Genomic DNA, 20,248 nt, shown 5'->3' on the forward strand with positions numbered 1-20,248 from the left:
GTGACCGACTGACTACATGCATGTAGTCATGATGGTCCGCGAAGTAAGGCATGCCTTCACTAACCCAGGAGGAGTCGCACCCGATGTGGGACGACGCGTTTCCGAGCTTTCTGATCGGGCTGAGGGAGGGACTGGAGGCCGGGCTCATCGTCTCGATCCTGGTCGCCACCCTCGTCCGCGCCGATGCCAAGTCCCGCCTGCCGCAGGTGTGGACGGGCGTCCTGGCGGCCGTCGCCCTCGCGATGAGCTTCGGCGCGGTGCTCACCTTCACCGCGGCGAACCTCTCCGCCACGGCCCAGGAAGCGTTCGGCGGCGTCCTCAGCGTGATCGCCGTCGCGTTCGTCACCGCGATGGTGTTCTGGATGCGCCGCTCGGCCCGTACCTTCTCCGGCGAGATCAGGGAGAAGGTCACCGGCGCGCTCGGCATGGGCGCGGGCGTGCTGATGCTCACCTCGTTCCTCGCGGTGGGCCGCGAGGGCCTGGAGACGGCCCTGTTCCTGTGGACCACGGCTCGCGCGGCCGGTGAGTCCGTCGGCCCCCTGACGGGCGCCGCCATCGGGTTGGTCCTCGCGGCGGCCCTGTGCTGGGGCCTGTACCGCCGGGTCCTCAGGATCAACCTGACGAAGTTCTTCACCGCCACCGGAGTCGTCCTCGTCGTCATCGCGGCCGGCGTCCTCGGCTACGGCCTGCGCGACCTCCAAGAGGGCGGCGTCCTGCCCGGTCTGACCGCCTACGCCTTCGACCTCAGCGGCAGCGTCGACGCCGGCTCCTGGTACAGCACCCTCATCCAGGGCGTGTTCAACCTGATGCCCACGATGACCTGGCTCCAGGTGGTGGGTTACGTCGGCTATCTCGCCGTCGTGCTGCCCCTGTTCGTGCGTGGCGTACGGACCAGGACACCCGCGCCCGAGCCCGCCGAAGTGCGCGAAACCGAGGTGTCCTTGCGTCGCCGCCCCGTCTGGGTCGTCCCCGTCGCCGTGGTCGCCGTACCCGCGGTCGTGGCTGGTCTCGTCGTCGCCTTCGCCCGGCCCAAGCCCGCGAGTGCCCAGACGGTGGCCGTCTCCGAGACCGAGTGCGGCAAGGGTTTCACCGCGCCCGACACCGGTCGGCAGACCTTCCAGATGCACAACACCGGCGACAAGACCGCCGAGGTCTATCTGATCGACCCGGTCACCAGCGCGGTCTACGGCGAGGTCGAGGGCCTCGCTCCCGGCACCACCCGGGATCTGGTCGCGACCGTCGCGGGCGGCTCGTACGCCTGGCGCTGCGTGCCCACCGGCGCGAAGGCCGTCACCTCCGCCACGGTCCACGTCAGCGGCGCGGGAGGAGCGGTGAAGGCGGTCGTCCCCGTCTCCGAGAACGACCTCGCCGCGCCCCTGAAGGCCTACAAGGTGTACGTCGACCAGGGCCTGGCCACCCTCGAAACCCAGACCCGGCAGCTCAGTGCCGACATCGCGGGCAACCACCTCGGCAAGGCGCGCACCGACTGGCTGACCGCGCACCGCACCTACTCCTCGCTCGGTGCCGCCTACGGAACCTTCGAGGACTTCGACCAGAAGATCAACGGCAGGGCCGACGGGCTGGCCGGGGGAGTCGACAACAAGGACTTCGCGGGCTTCCATCGCATCGAGTACGGGCTCTGGCACGGGCAGTCGGCCGGCGAGTTGAAGGTTCCCGCGCAGCAACTCGCCGCCGCGGTCGTGGGGTTGCGGAAGGCGTTCCCCGCCCAGGACTTCGACCCCGGTGACCTGCCGCTGCGGGCCCACGAAATCCTGGAGAACGCCCTCCAGTTCGAGCTGACCGGTGACACCGACGAGGGCAGCGGCACCAACCTCGCCACCGTCGACAGCAACCTCGCCGGCACGCGCGAGCTGCTCACCGTACTCACGCCGTTGCTCACCAAGGAATCCCCGAAGCTGCTCCCCACGGTCGACGCCGACATCGCCCGGCTGCAGAAGCTGCTCGACTCGGCGCACCACGGCGCCAGTTGGACGCCCGTCGAGCAGCTCGACCAGACGACCCGGGCCCAAATCAACGGCGCCACCGGGCAGTTGCTGGAGGACCTGGCGCCGGTGCCGGACCTGCTGGAGATCAGGAAGTCCGCCTGATGAGCGCCGAGAACACGAACAGCACTGGCCGTAGTGAAGGGAACCGTCCGATGTCCACTGCCGAAACCCCGGGCTGCCCGGCCGGAGCCGGCCGTCGCTCCTTCGTCCGGACGGCGCTCGGTGCCGGGGCCGCGGGCGCGGTGCTGGCCGGCGGGGCGTTCGCGCTCGCCGAGACCGGCGGCACGACCGTGGCGCAGGCCGCGGACACCACGAACGCCGCCAAGGTGCCTTTCCACGGCACCCACCAGGCGGGCATCCTCACCCCCGCCCCGGCCGCCGCGACCTTCGTCTCCCTCGACGTGATCGCCGACAACCGTGCCGAACTGGCCGAACTGCTGCGCACGATCACCGAACGGGCCCGCTTCCTGACCTCCGGCGGTACCCCCGCCGACCTCGGCGTCGGCGCGCCGCCCGCCGACAACGGCATCCTCGGACCGGACGTCCCCGCCGACGCCCTCACGGTCACCGTCGGTGCGGGCGCCTCCCTGTTCGACGACCGCTACGGACTGGCCAAGGCCAAGCCGCGCCGGCTGACCCCCATGAAGACGTTCCCGAACGACAACCTGCGTGCAGCGGAGTGCCACGGCGACCTGTCGCTCCAGGTGTGCGGCGCCCGCCAGGACACGGTGCTGCACGCGCTGCGCGACATCGCCCGGCACACCCGGGGCGGCATGCAGATCAAGTGGCGCGTCGACGGCTTCCAGAACACCCCGCGTCCCACGGGCGCCCAGCGCAACCTGCTCGGCTTCAAGGACGGCATAGCCAACCCGGACGTGAAGTCCGCCCGCGAGACCGACCGCCTGATCTGGGTCGGCGACGGCCAGGGCGAACCGGCCTGGGCGAGCGGCGGCAGCTACCAGGTGATCCGGATCATCCGCATGCTGGTCGAGTTCTGGGACCGGGTCTCGCTCGGTGAGCAGGAGCTGATGTTCGGCCGCCGCAAGGACACCGGCGCCCCGCTGGACGGCGCCAAGGAGACGGACATCCCGCACTACGCCAAGGACCCCAAGGGCACGGCGATCCCGCTCGACGCCCATATCCGCCTCGCCAACCCGCGTACCGCGGCGACCGACACCTCGCGCATCCTGCGCCGCGGCTACAACTACGACCGGGGCATCGACGACGTCGGCAACCTCGACATGGGCCTGGTCTTCTGCTGCTACCAGCAGGACGTGAAGCGGCAGTTCGAGGCGACCCAGACCCGGCTGATCGACGAGCCCCTGGTCGACTACATCTCCCCGACGGGCGGCGGCTACTTCTACGCACTGCCCGGCGTGAAGGACGCCAAGGACTGGCTCGGGCGGGGTCTGCTGGCGACCTGACCAGGGATTTTTCCTTCCATTGGGGAAGACCTGCCGTGGTCTTTGCCGAGCGTTACTGCGAATGGATTGCAGGTACGGGAGGATGGCACCAGGTTGCAGTCCGCGACCGCGTACCCGGAAGAAAGACCCTCCTCGATGACGGCCGCCCCCGAGTCCACTTCGACCCTCCCTGCCACGGCCGGGGTGCTGCCCTCGGTCTGGTACCGCGTGCGGACGTCCATGACGCGGCAGGAGTGGACCAGGGTCGGCGGCATGGCCGCGTTCATCCTCGGGCTGCATGTGATCGGCTGGTTCACGCTCGTGTGGATCGTGGCGCCGGGGCACTACAGCGTCGGCGAGAAGTCCTTCGGCATCGGCATGGGCGTGACCGCGTACACCCTCGGCATGCGGCACGCGTTCGACGCGGACCACATCGCGGCGATCGACAACACGACCCGCAAGCTGATGAGCGAGGGGCAGCGACCGCTGTCGGTCGGCTTCTGGTTCTCGCTCGGCCACTCCAGCATCGTCTTCGGCCTGACGCTCCTGCTCTCCCTCGGCGTCAAGGCACTGGCAGGACCGGTCCGCGACGACAACTCCCAACTCCACGACGTCACCGGCCTCATCGGTACGACGGTGTCGGGCACCTTCCTCTACGTCATCGCCGGCATCAACCTCGTCATCCTGGTCGGCATCTGGAAGGTGTTCCGCCAGATGCGCTCCGGCCACTACGACGAGGCCGCGCTGGAGGAGCAGCTCAACAACCGCGGCTTCATGAACCGCATCCTCGGCCGCTTCATGAAGTCGATCACCAAGTCCTGGCAGATGTACCCGCTGGGCCTGCTGTTCGGCCTCGGCTTCGACACGGCGACGGAGATCGCGCTGCTGGTGCTCGCCGGCTCGGGCGCCGCGTCCGGCCTGCCCTGGTACGCGATCCTGTGCCTGCCGGTCCTGTTCGCCGCCGGTATGTCGCTGCTCGACACGATCGACGGCACATTCATGAACTTCGCCTACGGCTGGGCCTTCTCCAAGCCGGTCCGCAAGGTCTACTACAACCTCACGATCACCGGCCTGTCCGTCGCGGTCGCCCTCATCATCGGCACGGTCGAACTCCTGGGCCTGTTCGCCGAGAAGCTCGACCTGCACGGCTTCTTCTGGGACTGGGTCGCCGGCCTCGACCTCAACGTTATCGGCTTCCTCATCGTCGGCCTGTTCTTCGGGACCTGGGTCGTCGCCCTGCTGGTGTGGAAGTTCGGCCGCATCGAGGACAAGTGGACGGCGAGCCTGGCCCAGCCGGCGGAACAGCCCGCCGAATAGGTTCTTCAGGACCGCACCCCCACCTCCTTCCGCCACTTCACGATCTGCTTCTCCGCGTCCCCCGTGTACGACCACGGAGTCGTCGTCGCCCGGCGGCCCATCATGCCCAGCACGGCGGCCGAGACATCCACTGTCCCCGCGTAACAGGCCGCGTGCGCGAGGTAGTTGAGGTCCCGGAGTTCGCCCGGCGGGATCGTGCCGTCCTCGCGTGCGGCCATCCAGCGCTGCCAGGTGCGGCGTACGTCGCTGACGGCGCCGTCGTGGGTCCAGTGCTGGCCGAGCCCGACCGCGGCCTGCTGGCCCTTCGCCGCGTCGAGGACGTAGCGGTACTCCTCGACGCGGGCGTACTGCACCAGCACCGGCAGTGCGCAGCCGGGCGGTGCCACGCCCGCCGCGTCGCGGGCGAAGTCGTACATGAGGCCGTGGCTGCCGTGCCAGCGGGAGGAGTAGTAGTGGAGGACCTGGAGATGACCCTCCACGCTGTAGGGGTCGCGGCGGTGCAACTCGTCCCACCAGCGGGCGAGTTCCTGGCGCCGTACGCCCGACGGATAGAGGCGGGCGACGGAGATCAGGGAGATCCACGGGGTGGGGTCGTCCGGGTACGACTCCGAAGCTTGCAGGCACGCCATGACGGCGCCGTCGATACGGTTCCGGTCGATCGGCACGCCCCGGCCCGCCGCGATGGCCAGGTTGAACGCCCGGGCCGTCTCCGTCGCCGCGCGCAGGGTGAGCGCGTCGCCGCTGTGGGGTTCGGCGGCCAGCCATGACTCGACCGTCGAACTGCTTGCGCAGGCCTGGGCGAGCGTCCGGATGCGGTGGCCCCGGCTGAGCCAGTGCGCGCCGGTGATCCGCAGCAGCTCCCGCAGGCCCTGCCAGCGGCCGATGACGATGTCGTGGCGGGCCGAACTGAGGGGCGCGTCCCCGCAGTCGGGGTCGAAGTCGGGGGAGAAGCGGTCTCGCGCCATCGGGTGGTGCCCCCTCAGAAGTCGGTCGGGAGACCCTGATGGACCCGGGACTGTTCGGGCACGAAGTCGTCGGGGACGTAGTCCGTCTCGACGGTGTGGGTGGCGTCGAGCGGCGCGGGCCGGTAGTAGTCGCTGCCCTGCCGCCAGTACCAGAGCATCGGGATCACGCCCACCGCAAGGCCGCCGATACCGATACTGATCGCCGCGTCGCTCAGGCTGCCGAGGGACTCGACGAAGATCCAGAACATGAACAGGGCGCCGAACAGCGGCCACAGCCCGCCGAAGAGGAAGTTGGCCGCCGACTTGAACAGCATCTTGCGGTAGGCGACGACCACCGCGAGGCCCGCCAGGCCGTAGTACACGGCGATCTGCAGACCGATCGCCGAGATCGCGTCGGCGAGGATCTCGCCCACCGAGCCGAGCGCGTTGGAGGCGATGAACATCACCAGCGCCACCCCGCCGACCACGGTGATCGCCACCCAGGGTGTGTTCCAGGTGCGGTGCACGCGGCCCAGCGCGGCCGGCATCGTACGGTCGCGGCCCATCGCGAACAGCGAGCGCGTGACCTGGATGAGGGTGGTCTCCAGAGTGGCGATGGTGGACAGCATCACCGCCACGATCAGCAACTTTCCGCCCCAGCCCGGCCAGACCTCGTCGCCGAGCACGGCCAGCACGTTGGCGTCGTTGTTCTCGATCTGCCGCGAGGTCAGGATGACGTTCACCGCGATCGTGAACACCTCGAAGAGCAGGAAGACGATGCCGACGCCGATCAGGCCCGCGAGTCCGGTCGTACGACGGCTGTTGCGGGTCTCCTCGCTGAGGTTGCTGGTGACGTCCCAACCCCAGTAGTAGAACGCGGCGATGAGCGCGCCCGACGCGAAGCCCGACACCCCGTCGAAGTGGCTGAAGCCCAGCCAGGACCAGTCGAAGGCGCGGGCGGTGTCGGAGTGGATGACGGCCAGTGCCGCGAACAGCGCCAGGATGCCCAGTTCCACGCCGGACATGACGAGTTGGGCGCGGACCGTGAGACGGGCGCCGCCGAGCACCACGAGCAGCATGATCACGAACCAGACGGCGCCGACCACCGTCGACAACGCGGTGTTGTCCGCGAGGCTTTGATCGAACAGGGCCAGCGTCATCGACCCGGCGGGCAGTGACCCGGCGACCATGAAGATGGTCGCGGAGACCACCAGGGCCCAGCCGCTGATGAAGCCCAGAAAGGGATGCAGGGTGCGCCCCACCCAGGAGTAACTGGCGCCCGCGTTCACGTCGATACGGCCGAGATAGCTGAACGCCAGCGCGATGCCCAGCATCGGTATCGCGCAGTACAGGAGGGCTGCCGGACTGGCCAGTCCCACCGCGCCGACCAGGACCGCGGTGGTCGCCGCGATCGAGTACGCCGGGGCGCTGCCCGCCACGGCCATCACCACGGTGTCGAACGTGCCGAGGGCGTTGGCCTGCAGCCCTCTGCCCCTGTTGTTGCTCATGGATGCGCTGCTTTCCGTCTTGCACGACGTGGGGGGTTGCGCGAACCGGCCCCGGACCCGGAGAGGGGTGGCCTCGGGTCAGTGGCCGGTCGGGACAACGAAAAGAGAATGGCGGATACCGCTTAACCGCTGCGTCGGCGGACGGTCACACCGTGTGTGGGTGTGATGATAGCCGTACCTCTTGACCTTTCAAGATTGACCAGCGAGTAATCTCCTGTGAACGGTCAGTCGCCGAGTCGGTCGATCTGCCGCAGTTTGTTCGTCGCGTCGAGGGCGGCGACCTTGTAGGACTCCGCGAGGGTCGGGTAGTTGAAGACCGCGTCCACGAGATAGTCGACCGTTCCGCCGCAGCCCATCACCGACTGGCCGATGTGAATGAGCTCCGTGGCGCCCGTACCGAAGCAGTGCACGCCGAGCAGGGTGCGGTCCGTGGGGGAGACCAGCAGCTTGAGCATGCCGTGCGAGTCGCCGATGATCTGGCCGCGCGCGAGCTCGCGGTAGCGGGAGATCCCGACCTCGAACGGCACGCACTCCTCGGTGAGTTGGTCCTCCGTCTTCCCGATGAAGCTGATCTCCGGAATGGTGTAGATGCCGATCGGCTGCCGGTCGTCGATCCGGTGCACCGGCTCACCGCAGGCGTGGTACGCCGCCGTACGGCCCTGCTCCATCGAGGTCGCCGCGAGCGCCGGGAAGCCGATGACGTCGCCGACGGCGTAGATGTGCGGCACCGTGGTGCGGAAGTTCTCGTCGACGTCGATCCGGCCGCGCCGGTCGGCGGACAACCCGGCCTTGTCCAGGTCGAGTTCGTCGGTGAGGCCCTGCCGCCCTGCGGAGTACATCACGGCGTCGGCCGGGATCTTCTTGCCGCTCTCCAGGACGGTCAGCGTGCCGTTCGTGTGCCGCTCGACGGCGGCGACGGTCTCCCCGAAGCGGAAGGTGACGGCGAGGTCCCGCAGGTGGTACTTGAGCGACTCGATGACCTCCAGGTCACAGAAGTCGAGCATGCCGGCGCGCTTCTCCACCACGGTGATCTTGCTGCCGAGCGCGGCGAACATGGAGGCGTACTCCATGCCGATCACACCGGCGCCCACGATGACCATGGACCGCGGGACCTTGGGCAGGTCCAGCACGTTGTCCGAGTCCATGATGGTCTGCCCGTCGAACTCGACGGTGTCCGGCCGCGCGGGGCGGGTACCGGTGGCGATGATGATGTGCTCCGCGGTCAACAGCCGTTCGTGGCCGGTGACATCGGTCAGGGCGATGGTGTGCGGGTCGACGAAGCGGCCCGTGCCGGCGAACAGGGAGACCTGGTTGCGGGACAACTGGTTGCGGATGACGTCGACTTCACGACTGACCACGTGCTGAGTGCGCGCGGTGAGGTCGCCGACGGTGATGTCGTCCTTCAGGCGGTAGCTCTGCCCGTACAGATCGCGCTGGGTGAGGCCGGTGAGATACAGCACCGCCTCGCGGAGAGTCTTGGAGGGGATGGTCCCGGTGTGGATGGAGACCCCGCCGACCATGTCGGGGCGGTCGACGACGGCGACCCGGCGGCCGAGCTTGGCCGCGGCGATGGCGGCCTTCTGGCCACCCGGTCCTGAACCGATGACAAGCATGTCGAAGTCGGGCACCTCCGGAGTCTGTCAGCCGGAGCGCCTTCTCCGAAAGGGTGAACGGGTAACCAGGTGCCGGCGAGACGGCTAGGGGAGCAGTTTGTCCAGCGCGGCAGCCCCCTCCGCCTCGATCTTCCGCCGGGCCCACTCCAGATTCTTCGGGGTGATGTCCCGGCCCGCCGCCAGGACCACGTCCTCCGGAGCCACCTCGGTACCGGTGCGGGTGTGCAGCAGGGCGTCCGGTGTGGCGCGGTCGGCGCCTTCATCGGGTTGTGCTGTCGACATGGTCTCTCCTTCTCGGGACCGGGCACGTGCCGTGCGTCCCACTCCCACGATTCCGCGCCCGACCCCAGTGTGCATCCGGAAGAGTGGCCGAACGAGAACCTGAACCTAAGCTTGGAACCGGCCCGCGCGGGCCCGAACCAGGGAGGCTGCCGCGATGGTCGAGACCCCGCCCCACCAGGATGCCCCCACCGGACCCGGATATCTGCCCATCGCCGAGCACGGACTGATCGGTGATCTGCGGAGCGTGGCCCTGGTGGGTACGAACGGCACGATCGACTGGTACTGCTGCCCGTCCTTCGACGCCCCCAGCGTCTTCGCCGCGATCCTGGACGCGGAGCGGGGCGGCTCCTTCGAGCTGGCCGCCTCCGTGCCCGCGCGCACCAAGCAGTTCTACTTCCCCGACACCAACGTCCTGATCACCCGGTTCTTCACCGAGGACGGCGTCGGCGAGGTCCAGGACTTCATGCCGGTGACCAGTGAGACGGACGAGTCCGCCCGGCACCGCCTGATCCGGCGCGTGCTGTGCGTACGCGGCACCGTCCCGTTCCGCATCCGCGTCGCCCCCAGGTTCGACTACGGCGCCAGCCCGCACACCGCGCGGATGGTCGGCGACGTGGCTCTCTTCGAGTCCGCCGAGAAGTCCCTCGCGCTGACCGCCACCGCGCCACTGGAGTGCGACGGCGTCGACGTGTGGGCCGACTTCAAGCTCGACGAGGGCGAGTCCGAGGTGTTCGCCCTCGACCAGGTCGACGGCGAGGTGACCTCCCGCCCGTGCGCGCGGCAGGAGGCCGAGGACGAGTTCGTCACGACGGTCGCCTACTGGCGGCGCTGGCTGTCCCAGTCCCGCTACCGGGGCCGCTGGCGCGAGATGGTGCACCGCTCCGCGCTCACCCTGAAACTGCTGACCTACGCCCCCACCGGCGCGATCGTCGCCGCCCCCACCACCAGCCTCCCCGAACAGATCGGCGGCGAGCGCAACTGGGACTACCGCTACGTCTGGATCCGCGACGCCGCCTTCTGCGTCTACGCGCTGCTGCGCCTCGGGTTCACCGGCGAGGCGAAGGCGTTCATGCAGTTCGTGACCCGCTACATCAGCCCCGGCGACGGCAACCCCTCCGGCCCGCTCCAGATCATGTACGGCATCGACGGCCGCACCGAACTCACCGAACACGAACTCCCCCACCTCGAAGGCCACCAGAAATCCGCCCCGGTCCGGGTCGGCAACGCCGCCGCCGACCAGCTCCAACTCGACATCTACGGCGCCCTGATCGACTCCATCTACCTCTACGACAAGTGGGCCGAGCCCATCTCCAGCGCCCAGTGGGACGACGTGTGCGCCCTCGTCGACTGGGTCTGCGAGAACTGGGACCAGCCCGACGAGGGCGTCTGGGAGACCCGCGGCGGCCGCAAGAACTTCCTGTACTCACGGCTGATGTGCTGGGTGGCGATCGAACGCGCGATCCGCCTCGCCAACCGCCGCGGGCTGCCCGCCAACCTGCCGTACTGGGGCGGGTGCCGCGACAAGATCTACCGCCGCATCATGGACCGCGGCTGGTCGGAAACCCGTCAAGCCTTCGTCCAGTACGAGGGCAGCGACGTACTCGACGCCGCCCTGCTGATGATGCCGCTGGCGAAGTTCATCGCACCCACCGACCCCAAGTGGCTCTCCACACTGGACGCGTTGACCGAGGAACTCGTCTCCGACTCCCTCGTCTACCGCTACAACCCGCAGGCCAGCCCCGACGGACTCCGGGGCGACGAGGGCACGTTCTCGATCTGCTCCTTCTGGTACGTCGAGGCCCTGGTCCGCGCCGGCCGCGTCGACGAGGCCCGCCTCGCCTTCGAGAAGATGCTCACCTACGCCAACCATCTCGGCCTGTACGCCGAGGAGATCGGCCGCACCGGCGAGCAACAGGGCAATTTCCCCCAGGCGTTCACCCATCTCGCCCTGATCAGCGCCGCGTTCAACCTGGACAAGGCCCTCGGCTGACCTCCGGCCCCCCTCGTCCAGGTCGCGCAACAACTGTCACCGGGGTGTCACAGCACGCCCAGGCACCACAACTCCCGCGTCATGTCTCGTGTCGAACCCGCTGACCGCAACAGATTTGACTCACGGGGGAACACACCATGACGAACGTGTCACGCAAGAAGGTCTCCGCCGCTGTCGCGTCCGCGACCTTCCTGCTCCTGGCCGGCGCCGGCATCGTCGCCGCACCGGCCAGCTACGCGGGCGTCCCCGGCGGCACCAGCGCCGTCGACCGCAACAGCGACTTCAACGGGGACGGCTACGACGACGTCCTGATCGGCGCCCCGTCGGGCACCGTCGACGGCAAGGAGGGCGCGGGTTACGTCACCGTCCAGTACGGCGCCCCGAACGGCATCGCCACCAACAACACGGTCCCCAGGGGCCGTACGGCCGTCATCAGCCAGTCCACGCCCGGCGTCCCCGGCACCTCGGAGACCTATGACTCCTTCGGCCAGGCGATCGCCACCGGCGATGTGGACGGCGACGGCTACGACGACGCGCTCATCGGCGCGCCGGGCGAGGACGAGGGCAGCCTCGAGAACGCCGGCCGCGTCACCGTCCTGTACGGCTCCAAGGCCGGCCTGGGTGCCGAGGCGAACGCCTCCTTCACCTCCACCAAGCCCGCCGCGGGCGCCCGGTTCGGCCAGTCCGTGGCGGCGGCCCGCTTCACCGGGGCGACCGACGCCGACGAGATGGCCGTACTCGACGACAACGGCGCCCAGATCTTCACCTACCACACCGGCATCCTGCACTCGATGGGCGCCCTGAACACGACCACCGCCCCCGGCGGCCACCGCATCCAGCCCGCCTACCTCACCACCGGCGACTACGACAGCAACGGCTTCGCCGACCTGGTCGTCTCCGGCTACAGCCCCGACGACGACTACCGGCAGGGCTGGTCGGCCCTCTACGCGGGCGGCGAGACCTCGCTGACATACCGTCAGGATCTCAACGGAGGCCTCGGCAGCGCGTCGGGCGACATCAACGGCGACGGCTACGACGACCTGGTGGTGGGACAGCTCAGCAGCGCCGACGACGAGGCGGAGGGCGACGCCGGCGGCAAGATCGGTGTCTACTACGGCAGTTCGGAAGGCCCCGCCGGCCCCGCGGACTGGTGGTCGCAAAACTCCCCGGGCGTGCCCGGCACTTCGGAGCGCGGCGACGCCTGGGGCAACGACCTCTCCATCGGCGACGTGAACGGCGACGGCTACGCGGACGTCGCCGTCGGCGCGCCCGGCGAGGACATCGGCACCGTCCGGGACGCGGGCGCCGTATGGCTGTTGCGCGGTTCGCGCACCGGCGTGACCGCGATCGGCGCCCAGTCCTTCGACCAGAACACGGCCGACATCCCCGGCACCGCCGAGGCCGACGACGCCTGGGGCTCCCAGGTCCGCCTCGCGGACACGAACCGGGACGGCCGCACCGAACTGGTCGCCTCCGCCCCGGGCGAGAACTCCGGTGACGGCTATGTGTGGTTGCTGCCTGCGGGCCCGAACGGCCTGCTCGCGGACGGCTCTTCGCTGTACGGCGCGGCGGACCTCGGTGGTGCGGCGAAGGGCGCGGGGTTCGGGGCGGCGATCGACGAGTAGGCGGGTGAAGGGCCGGGCTCAGGGCGGGAGTTCACCCTGGGCCCGTGGTCACAACGCCTGTTCGGCCCAGATGACCTTCCCCGCAGGTGTGTACCGCGTGCCCCAGCGCTCGGAGAGTTGGGCCACCAGGAACAGGCCCCGGCCGCCCTCGTCCGTCATCGCCGCGTACCGCAGGTGCGGTGACGTGGTGCTGCCGTCGTAGACCTCACAGATCAGGGTGCGGTCGCGCAACAGGCGGACGCGGACGGGGTCGTTGCCGTAGCGGATGGCGTTGGTGACCAGTTCGCTGAGGATGAGTTCGGTGGTGAACGTCAGCTCGTCCAGGCCCCAGTGGGTGAGTTGGCGGGTGACCGAGGCGCGCATGTCGGCGACGGCGGCCGGGTCGGACGGGACGCGCCATTCGGCGATCCGGTCGGCGCCGAGGGCGCGGGTGCGGGCGACGATCAGGGCGATGTCGTCGCTCGGGCGTACCGACAGCTCCGAGTCGAGGACGGCCCGGCAGGTGTCCTCGGGGGAGTCGCCGGAGTCGGTGAGTGCGGTGCGGAGCATTTCCAGGCCCACGTCGATGTCCCGCTCCCGGTCCTCGACCAGTCCGTCCGTGTAGAGGACCAGCCGGCTGCCCTCGGCCAGCTCCAACTCGGCCGTCTCGAAAGGGAGTCCGCCGAGGCCGAGCGGGGGTCCGGCGGGGACGTCGGGGAACTCGACGGTGCCGTCCGGGAGGATCAGCGCCGGCGGTGGGTGGCCGGCGCGGGCCACGGTGCAGCGCAGGGTCACCGGGTCGTAGATCGCGTACAGGCAAGTGGCCCCGGTGACCGGGGCGTTGCTGTCCTCGGTCGTCTCGTCCTGGTCGATCCGGCTGACCAACTCGTCCAGCAGGCCGAGGAGTTCGTCCGGCGGCAGATCCAGCGCGGAGAAGTTGAGGACGGCCGTGCGCAGTCGTCCCATCGTGGCCGCGGCGTGCAGACCGTGGCCCACGACATCGCCCACGACCAGGGCGACCCGGGCACCGGACAAGGGCAGGACGTCGAACCAGTCGCCGCCGACCCCGGCCTTCGCCGGCAGATAGCGGTAGGCGACGTCCAGCGCGGTCTGCTCGGGGAGGCGGCGGGGCAGCAGGCTGCGCTGGAGGGTCACCGCCATGCCGTGCTCGCGGGTGTAGCGGCGGGAGTTGTCTATGGACACGGCGGCGCGGGCGACCAGTTCCTCGGCGAGGGCCAGCTCCTCCTCGTCGAAGGGCTCGGGCTTGTCGGAGCGCCAGAAGTTGACCACGCCGAGGATGAGGGCGCCGGCCCGCAGCGGCACGGTGATCAGGGAGTGGATGCCGTACTCGACGACCTGCGCGGTGCGCGCCGGGTCCTGGGTGAGCCAGCCGGGGGCGTCGCTCAGCCGGGCCTCGACGACGGCCTCGCCGGTGTCGAGGCTGCGCGCCTGCGGGGAGGACGCGATGAACTGGATCTGTTTGCCGACCGGGTAGAGCGGGGCGTCGTCCCGGACCCCGCTGTACGCCGTGCGCCGCAGCTCGGTCCCGGGCTGCGGTTCCTCGCCGCTCAGTACGGCGTCGTAGAGGTCGACCGTGACGAAGTCCGCGAAGCGGGGGACGGCCAGTTCGGCGAGTTCCTCGGCGGTGCGGGTCACGTCCAGGCTGGTGCCGATGCCCACTCCGGCGTCGTAGAGCATGTTGAGGCGTTCGCGGGCGATCTCGGCTCGGCCGGAGACGGCGCGCAGTTCCGTGGAGTCGCGGAGCGTGGTGACGCTGCCGGGCGGGCCGCCCTCCAGGTCGGTGGGGCGTTGGTTGACGGCGAGGAGCCGGCCGCCGACCCGGTGCACCTCGTCCGTCGCGACCCGCGCGGAGGCCAGCAGGGCGGTCATCTCGGCGTCGAGTCCGAGGTCGAGGACCAGGTGTCCCTCGGCGTTCTCGGGCAGGTCGAGCAGATGGCGTGCCTCGTCGTTGGCGAGCAGCAGCCGGCCCTCGCCGCCGACGATGATCACGCCCTCCCGTACGGCGTGCAGCACCGCGTCGTGGTGCTCGTACATCCGGGTCATCTCGTGCGGGCCCAGGCCGTGGGTCTGGTGCTGCAGGCGTCTGGTGACGAGGGCGGTGCCCCCGAGGGCGAGGACGAGCGCCACACCCGCGGCGATCAGCAGGAGCGGCAGCTGCTGGTCGGCGGCGCCGCCCACGTTCGCCTTCGTCACCCCGGCCGACACCAGGCCCACGACGGTGCCGCCGGTGCCCCGGACCGGGACCACGGCCTGCACCAGCGGCCCGATGGTGCCGGTGATCTCCTCGGTGACGACGTGCCCGGCCAGCGCGGGGGCGATGTCCCCGACGAACTTCTTGCCGATGCGGTCCGGTTTGGGGTGGGTGTAGCGGATCCCGTCGGTGTTCATCACGACGATGAAGTCGACCTTGGACGCCTTGCGCGCGGCCTCGGCGCGCGGCTGGAGGATCGCCGTCGGGTCGGCGCTCTTCAGGGCCGCGACCGTGCCCGGCGCGTTGGCGAAGGTCTCGGCGACGGCCACCGACCGGTTGCGGGCCTCCTGCGTGCTGTCGTGCCGCACCTGGAGGACCTGTGCCACCACGGCCGACACGACCAGCAGCAGCACGATCACCACCTGCAGCATGAACACCTGCCCGGCGACGCTACGGCCGCCCAGCCGTCCCCCCGCCGGGGAGCGCCGGTGCCGGTGTTCGCGCGCCCGACGGGCACGGTCGTACGTGCTCTGTGCGCGCAGACCGTCGGGGCGGTGGGTCGACCGGGCCCCGGGTCGACCCGTCAGGCGGACCATGTGCCCATGTCTACACTGCCTGACCTCAGGAGGCGAGGGGCGTCACACCGGGTGACAGGCCGGGGCCGACGCGGGATCAGGGGTGCCTGCCGGGCTTGGCGCGCCGGGCCGCGAGCAGCAGCGCGATGTCGTCGGGACGGTCGGCCGTGTGCCGGGCCGCCGTGGTGAGCCGGTCGGCGACACCGGCCAGGGAACGGCCCCCCGGCCGTGCGGCGGACCCGCCCGCCTTCGCGAGGGCGACGCGCAGGGCGGCGATGCCGACGTCGATGTCGACACCGGGCCGCTCGACCAGACCGTCGGTGTAGAGCGCCAGGATGGAGTCGGGCTCCAGCTGGAGCTCCGCCACCGGGTACTGGGCGTGCGGGTCCACCCCGAGTACGACGCCCCCGGGTATGTCCCAGACGCGGGTGCGGCCGTCCGGGGTACGTATCAGCGGCGGCGGATGCCCCGCCCGGGCGACCCGGACCAGCCCGCTCGCAGGGTCGAGGCGGAGATAGCAGCAGCTCGCGAACTGGCCGGGGTCGAGGTCGATGAGGAGATGGTTGGTGCCGCTCATCACCTCGTCGGGCGGCCGGTCGCCGAGCGCGAACGCCCTTACCGCGCTGCGGAGTTGACCCATCGTGGCGGCCGCCTGGACACCGTGCCCCTGGACGTCGCCGATCACCAGGGCCAGCCCGTCCCCGGCCTCGACGACGTCGTACCAGTCGCCGCCCACCTCCATGCCCTGGGTGCCGGGCAGATACCGCCCGGCGGTCTCCACCTGCGGGTGGTCCGACAGCCTGCGCGGGAGGAGGGCCTGCTGGAGGCCGCGGGCGAGGGCGGCCTCGGAGTCGTAGCGCTGGGCCTTCTCCATCGCGTGGGCGATCAGCCCGGCGAGGGCGGTCAGGACCGCGCGCTCCTCGCTGCTGAAGCTGCGGTTCCGGTCGAATCCCAGGATGCAGGAGCCGACCGGTCGGCCGGACGCGATGAGCGGCAGGAACGCGCGGGCGCCCACCTCCGCGTCCAGGGGTATGCCCGGGTAGGCGTCCGCCAGCTGTTGCATGGAGTCGAAGAAGAGGGGGCGTCCGCTGGTGAGGGTCTCCACTCCGGGCAGCCGGGTGTCGAGTGCTACGCCGTCGAAGGGGGCGAGGAAGCCCTGCGGGAAGCCGGTCTCCCAGGCCAGCGTCAGATGGCGCTCCTGGAGCAGATAGATCGCGAGGCGGCGGCCGCCGAACGCGGGCAGCAGTTCCTTCATCACGACCGCGGACACCTGGCGGGCGGTGACCGCCTCCGTCAGCGCGATGGCGAGCACGATCGGCCGGTACAGCGGAGCCAGCGAGGTGACGCCGTTCCCCGGGGCGTCGGCCCCTTCGGGGTGCACGGGCACCAGCGGGAGCGGCGTGCCCGCCACCCGGGTCGACGGCGCGACCGTGCACGTCAGGCCGTCCCGGCCGGGATGGACGGCCATCGCGAGCCAGTCGTTCTCGTACGGTTCCTGCCGTGGCTCCTGTGTTTCCGGGCGCCGGACGTGGAAGTGCACCGGCCCCAGCGACAGGAGGGCGCCGCGCAGCTGGTCCTCGCAGCCGATCTGGTTCAGCCAGGGCACGCCCTCCCACAGCGGGCGGCCCAGCAGCTCCTCGCGCGGCCGGCCCAACAGCTGGGCGGCGCGTGGATTGGCATAGGTGACCAGGCCGAGCCGGTCCAGGCAGAACACGCCGTCCGGGAGCAGATCGGCAGCGCTGTCCGCCATCGGGTCGGGGCCCGGGTCGATGACGACACCGCTGACCGGATGTCCGCCGCCCGACGGGACGGGCCCGGTGGCGGGCGTCCACAGGTCCAGCAACCGGGCCGAGCCGTCCGCCGCCCGCACCCGCAGGGGGAGCGGCGGGGGTTTCCCGGCGGCCGTGGCCCGAAGCGCGGCCATGACCTGGTACGTGTCGCCCGGAGCCAGGACGTCCGCGATCTCCTGCGCGGTACCGGAGAACGCGTCGGGCTCCACCCCCAGCAGCGTGTGCAGGGAACCGTCCCCGGTCACGACGGCCGTCGCCGGATCCCACACGAACCGTGCCATACGACGCTCGGGGCGGTGCGTGGCCGCCGCCTGGACGCACACGGGCTCGCCGTCCCAGGCGACGACCGGCCCGTCCTCGTCCTTGTGCTCGTCCTCCAGCTCCCGCAGCGCCGCACCCAGCTCCTCCGCCAGCCGCGTCATGCGGTCGACGCCCGACAGCACCTCGGTGGCGTCCGTGGCGTCGGGGCGCAGCACGGTCAGCACGCCGTACGTCGTCGATCCGCTCATGACAGGGACGTACAGGGACCCGAACTGGAAGGGCAGGCTGGCGGCGAACTGGGGGTAGCGGCGCATGCACTCCGCGGCGTTCGGCAGGACCACCCGGACGCCGAGCCGGTAGGCGTCCGCGACGGGGAACTTGCTGTCGGCGTGCAGCCGGCCCCAGGGGCGGAACAGCGGCCCGGGCAGTCCCGCCAGCACGGCGAGGCGCAGCATTCCGGGCGTGCTCGACCGCAGATAGACGCCCCCCGAGTGGCCGCCGGCCGCGTCGATCGCCTCCGTCGAGGCATCGATGAGCAGCTCGGCGAGCCGTCCGGGCGTCCCCTTCTCGCGCTCGGCACTCCCAGTCATTGGGGCCCTACCTCGTCCCTGTGGCGCCGGGTGGGTGACACAGCAAGAATGCGCCAGGACGCGGCCGGGGTCACCTGGGCGGACGGGATGGGCTGGAGAGGCACGGGTATCGCCGGTCCGTCGGTGTCTGATGAAGTGATCAAGAGTGACTCAAGTGTCGATGTCGGATGCCGGATACGGTCCGGTGCCGTCGGCTCATGCCGAAGGCCCCTCGGCGCGGGTGCCGAGGGGCTTCCTGTGGGTCAGGCGACGACGGTGAACAGACCGCTGCGGTCGCCGAGTCTGCTGAGGGAGATCTTGCCGGGGATGCCGTTGGCGTCGGTGCCGGTGTAGCCCAGGTGATGCTGCCACTTGGCGTAGGCGGCGACGGTGGTGGAACCGAAGGAACCGTCACCCGCGTACGTCTTCGCGAGATAGCCGAGTTTGACCAGCGCGGCCTCGGTGAGGTTCGTGCCCGCCATGTAGCTGACGTGGCCCTGCTTGCGGCCGGGATCGGACTTCGCCGCGGCGATCAGCCGGGAGAGGTCGACCCGGGGCTTGCTCGCCGAGCCGGAGGGCTTGGACGGCTTGGACGGTGCCGTCTTGGTGACCGCGAGCTGCTTCTTCACGTCGGCCCGGAAGTCGTCCATGTCGAAGCTGGGGTCGATCTTGCCGGGCTGCACTTCCTTGTGCCCCGCGACCGACTTCTCGGACCAGCCGTGCGCCCGGCACAGCGCCGCCGCCCACAGCACGGCCTGACGGTACTGCGCGTCCGGGTAGGGGTCCTTGCCGTTGCCGAGGTTCTCGATCTCCAGGCCGTACAGGCAGTCGTTGCCGTCGGCGTTGGCCTGGTTGTCGTGCGGGAGCGACTTCTCCTCGCGCAGCGCGTTCAGTACGTCCAGGTCGACGGCCCCGGCGTGGTTGGCGCGCCCGTGGCCGATCATCCAGAGCCCGTCCGTCTTGCCCAGCCAGGAGTGGCAGAGCGGGCCGGGCAGGTCCGACCTGCCGTTGTAGCAGATCTCCTTGTCGCCGTGCCCGGCCGTGTGATGGATCAGTACGCCGATCACGGGGCCGAAGGTCTTGCCGGTCTCCGAGTCGCGGTTGTGCGTCTTCCAGCCGGTGTGCTCGTGCACGGCGAGGCCCTCGGCCTTCAGTGCGGCGAGTGTCTTCTCGGCGGACAACGGTGTGGCCATGGGAGCTGTGCCCTTTCGGATCAGCGCGTTAAGTGGTCGGTCAGGACAGGGGAGTTGAGGCCCGACGTGCTTCTGTGACCGGGTCCGCGTCTCGTGGCGTTCAGGATGGCGCAAACTACGCCCCGCGCGGGGCCAATTCGATCTGTTGCCCTGGCCGGAAGTGACCGCCGGGCCGCCGGGTCGCCAGCCGCACCCCGCGGACCAGCGCCCATATCGACAGCCCGGCCACCACCGGCCCACCGAACAACATCGTGAGTCCGGCCCCGATGTTGACGCCGAGCACTCCGGCCGTCAGCACCCGCCAGCCCACACCGACGATCACCCCGGCCACCATCAGCGGCGCCAGCACCTCCCACCAACGCCGGTCCAACTCGCCCTGGCGCGTGGCCCGTACGAGCAGCGCGCCACCGACTCCCGCCAGCAGCAGGGCGATCACGCCGATCACGGCGGCCGTCCCGTCCGAGATGTCCAACGGCCGGTAGGCGTAGTCGAGTTCGGAGGCCGAGAAACCGTCGACGTCCTGCCGACCCAGCAGTCCCCATACGGCGACCGGTACGGCGGCGACCAGGGCGGTGGCGGCCGACAGATGAGTTGCTCGCGGTGTCATGGGTTGATGGTGGCGTCGGGGGGTGGGTGGGGGCATGAGCGTGGGTACTCAGGTTCGGGAGTGGGCGCGGGTATGAGTACTCAGTTGGGGTGGGGAACTCACTCAAGAGCGTCGGGGCGTCGGGGGAGGCCGCGCGCGGGGCGGGGTGGCTGTGAGCGCGATTGATTCCGGCGCGGGACGGCGGAGACTGCGGTGCGTGGCTGAGCGGTGCCGGACCGTGCGCCCGCAGCCGCTGCGCGCGTGACCGGCTCAAGCCCGGAACACCGGAGCCCCCCGGCGCCTCGCTCGGCGGGGCCGGCCGGTACCCGGCACCCGATCGGCGTGCGGGTCAGATCCAGCGGCATCCGGCGCTCGCCGTGCTCGATGTCGCTCGG

13 protein-coding genes are annotated in these 20,248 nt (G+C 70.4%); 5 read left to right on the plus strand and 8 right to left on the minus strand.

The window, feature by feature from the left end; all coding sequences use genetic code 11:
* Nucleotides 1-83 precede the first annotated feature (83 nt).
* The 3 genes from efeU (at nt 84) to nicT (ending at nt 4,726) form a co-directional block, all read left to right on the plus strand.
* Nucleotides 84-2,108: an iron uptake transporter permease EfeU gene (gene efeU, locus OO70_RS00480; protein WP_043662432.1), complete on the plus strand. Its 2,025-nt coding sequence runs from the start codon at nt 84-86 to the stop codon at nt 2,106-2,108.
* Nucleotides 2,109-2,158: 50 nt separating this feature from the next.
* Nucleotides 2,159-3,430: an iron uptake transporter deferrochelatase/peroxidase subunit gene (gene efeB, locus OO70_RS00485; RefSeq protein ID WP_043662434.1), complete on the plus strand. Its 1,272-nt coding sequence runs from the start codon at nt 2,159-2,161 to the stop codon at nt 3,428-3,430.
* Between the two features lie 135 nt (nt 3,431-3,565).
* On the plus strand, nt 3,566-4,726 hold the full coding sequence (gene nicT, locus OO70_RS00490; protein WP_199827220.1) for a Nickel transporter NicT: 1,161 nt from the start codon (nt 3,566-3,568) through the stop codon (nt 4,724-4,726).
* 5 nt (nt 4,727-4,731) lie between these two features.
* Here the strand turns inward: nicT and OO70_RS00495 are convergent, their stop codons facing one another.
* From OO70_RS00495 to OO70_RS00510, 4 genes are all read right to left on the minus strand, one after another.
* Nucleotides 4,732-5,691 (minus strand): hypothetical protein, encoded by a 960-nt coding sequence (locus tag OO70_RS00495; protein ID WP_043662435.1) that lies wholly within the window; start codon nt 5,689-5,691, stop codon nt 4,732-4,734.
* 14 nt (nt 5,692-5,705) lie between these two features.
* Nucleotides 5,706-7,178: an APC family permease gene (locus OO70_RS00500; RefSeq protein WP_043662437.1), complete on the minus strand. Its 1,473-nt coding sequence runs from the start codon at nt 7,176-7,178 to the stop codon at nt 5,706-5,708.
* Nucleotides 7,179-7,402: 224 nt separating this feature from the next.
* Nucleotides 7,403-8,806 (minus strand): Si-specific NAD(P)(+) transhydrogenase, encoded by a 1,404-nt coding sequence (gene sthA / locus OO70_RS00505; RefSeq protein WP_043662440.1) that lies wholly within the window; start codon nt 8,804-8,806, stop codon nt 7,403-7,405.
* Nucleotides 8,807-8,875: 69 nt separating this feature from the next.
* On the minus strand, nt 8,876-9,073 hold the full coding sequence (locus tag OO70_RS00510; RefSeq protein WP_043662443.1) for a hypothetical protein: 198 nt from the start codon (nt 9,071-9,073) through the stop codon (nt 8,876-8,878).
* Between the two features lie 154 nt (nt 9,074-9,227).
* Between OO70_RS00510 and OO70_RS00515 the strand changes: the two genes are divergently transcribed.
* Together OO70_RS00515 and OO70_RS00520 are read left to right on the plus strand one after the other, a co-directional pair.
* Nucleotides 9,228-11,063 (plus strand): glycoside hydrolase family 15 protein, encoded by a 1,836-nt coding sequence (locus tag OO70_RS00515; protein WP_051740406.1) that lies wholly within the window; start codon nt 9,228-9,230, stop codon nt 11,061-11,063.
* Between the two features lie 137 nt (nt 11,064-11,200).
* Nucleotides 11,201-12,688: an FG-GAP-like repeat-containing protein gene (locus OO70_RS00520; RefSeq protein WP_043662445.1), complete on the plus strand. Its 1,488-nt coding sequence runs from the start codon at nt 11,201-11,203 to the stop codon at nt 12,686-12,688.
* A 48-nt stretch (nt 12,689-12,736) separates the two neighbouring features.
* Here OO70_RS00520 and OO70_RS00525 read toward each other — a convergent pair whose 3' ends face one another.
* The 4 genes from OO70_RS00525 to OO70_RS51030 form a co-directional block, all read right to left on the minus strand.
* Complete coding sequence (locus OO70_RS00525; RefSeq protein ID WP_078651178.1) at nt 12,737-15,475, minus strand: SpoIIE family protein phosphatase; 2,739 nt, start codon at nt 15,473-15,475, stop codon at nt 12,737-12,739.
* A 76-nt stretch (nt 15,476-15,551) separates the two neighbouring features.
* On the minus strand, nt 15,552-18,095 hold the full coding sequence (locus OO70_RS00530; protein WP_043662447.1) for a SpoIIE family protein phosphatase: 2,544 nt from the start codon (nt 18,093-18,095) through the stop codon (nt 15,552-15,554).
* Between the two features lie 242 nt (nt 18,096-18,337).
* Nucleotides 18,338-19,267 carry an N-acetylmuramoyl-L-alanine amidase gene (locus OO70_RS00535; protein ID WP_043662449.1) on the minus strand — a complete coding sequence of 310 codons (930 nt, stop codon included), beginning with the start codon at nt 19,265-19,267 and terminating at the stop codon, nt 18,338-18,340.
* Nucleotides 19,268-19,382: 115 nt separating this feature from the next.
* Nucleotides 19,383-19,874, minus strand: coding sequence for a hypothetical protein (locus OO70_RS51030; RefSeq protein ID WP_199827221.1), 492 nt, complete (start codon nt 19,872-19,874; stop codon nt 19,383-19,385).
* Between the last annotated feature and the right edge of the window lie 374 nt (nt 19,875-20,248).

The organism is Streptomyces xylophagus (assembly GCF_000716435.1).
In the GTDB taxonomy this organism is placed as follows: domain Bacteria; phylum Actinomycetota; class Actinomycetes; order Streptomycetales; family Streptomycetaceae; genus Streptomyces; species Streptomyces xylophagus.

What these genes read in the sequence shown, in the direction of transcription:
- OO70_RS00515 (WP_051740406.1), top strand. Translation starts at nt 9,228, where the DNA reads ATGGTCGAGACCCCGCCCCACCAGGATGCCCCCACCGGACCCGGATAT.
- OO70_RS00500 (WP_043662437.1), bottom strand. Translation starts at nt 7,178, where the DNA reads ATGAGCAACAACAGGGGCAGAGGGCTGCAGGCCAACGCCCTCGGCACG.
- OO70_RS00510 (WP_043662443.1), bottom strand. Translation starts at nt 9,073, where the DNA reads ATGTCGACAGCACAACCCGATGAAGGCGCCGACCGCGCCACACCGGAC.
- efeB (WP_043662434.1), top strand. Translation starts at nt 2,159, where the DNA reads ATGTCCACTGCCGAAACCCCGGGCTGCCCGGCCGGAGCCGGCCGTCGC.
- OO70_RS51030 (WP_199827221.1), bottom strand. Translation starts at nt 19,874, where the DNA reads ATGACACCGCGAGCAACTCATCTGTCGGCCGCCACCGCCCTGGTCGCC.
- OO70_RS00525 (WP_078651178.1), bottom strand. Translation starts at nt 15,475, where the DNA reads ATGGTCCGCCTGACGGGTCGACCCGGGGCCCGGTCGACCCACCGCCCC.
- OO70_RS00535 (WP_043662449.1), bottom strand. Translation starts at nt 19,267, where the DNA reads ATGGCCACACCGTTGTCCGCCGAGAAGACACTCGCCGCACTGAAGGCC.
- OO70_RS00495 (WP_043662435.1), bottom strand. Translation starts at nt 5,691, where the DNA reads ATGGCGCGAGACCGCTTCTCCCCCGACTTCGACCCCGACTGCGGGGAC.
- OO70_RS00530 (WP_043662447.1), bottom strand. Translation starts at nt 18,095, where the DNA reads ATGACTGGGAGTGCCGAGCGCGAGAAGGGGACGCCCGGACGGCTCGCC.
- OO70_RS00520 (WP_043662445.1), top strand. Translation starts at nt 11,201, where the DNA reads ATGACGAACGTGTCACGCAAGAAGGTCTCCGCCGCTGTCGCGTCCGCG.
- efeU (WP_043662432.1), top strand. Translation starts at nt 84, where the DNA reads ATGTGGGACGACGCGTTTCCGAGCTTTCTGATCGGGCTGAGGGAGGGA.
- nicT (WP_199827220.1), top strand. Translation starts at nt 3,566, where the DNA reads ATGACGGCCGCCCCCGAGTCCACTTCGACCCTCCCTGCCACGGCCGGG.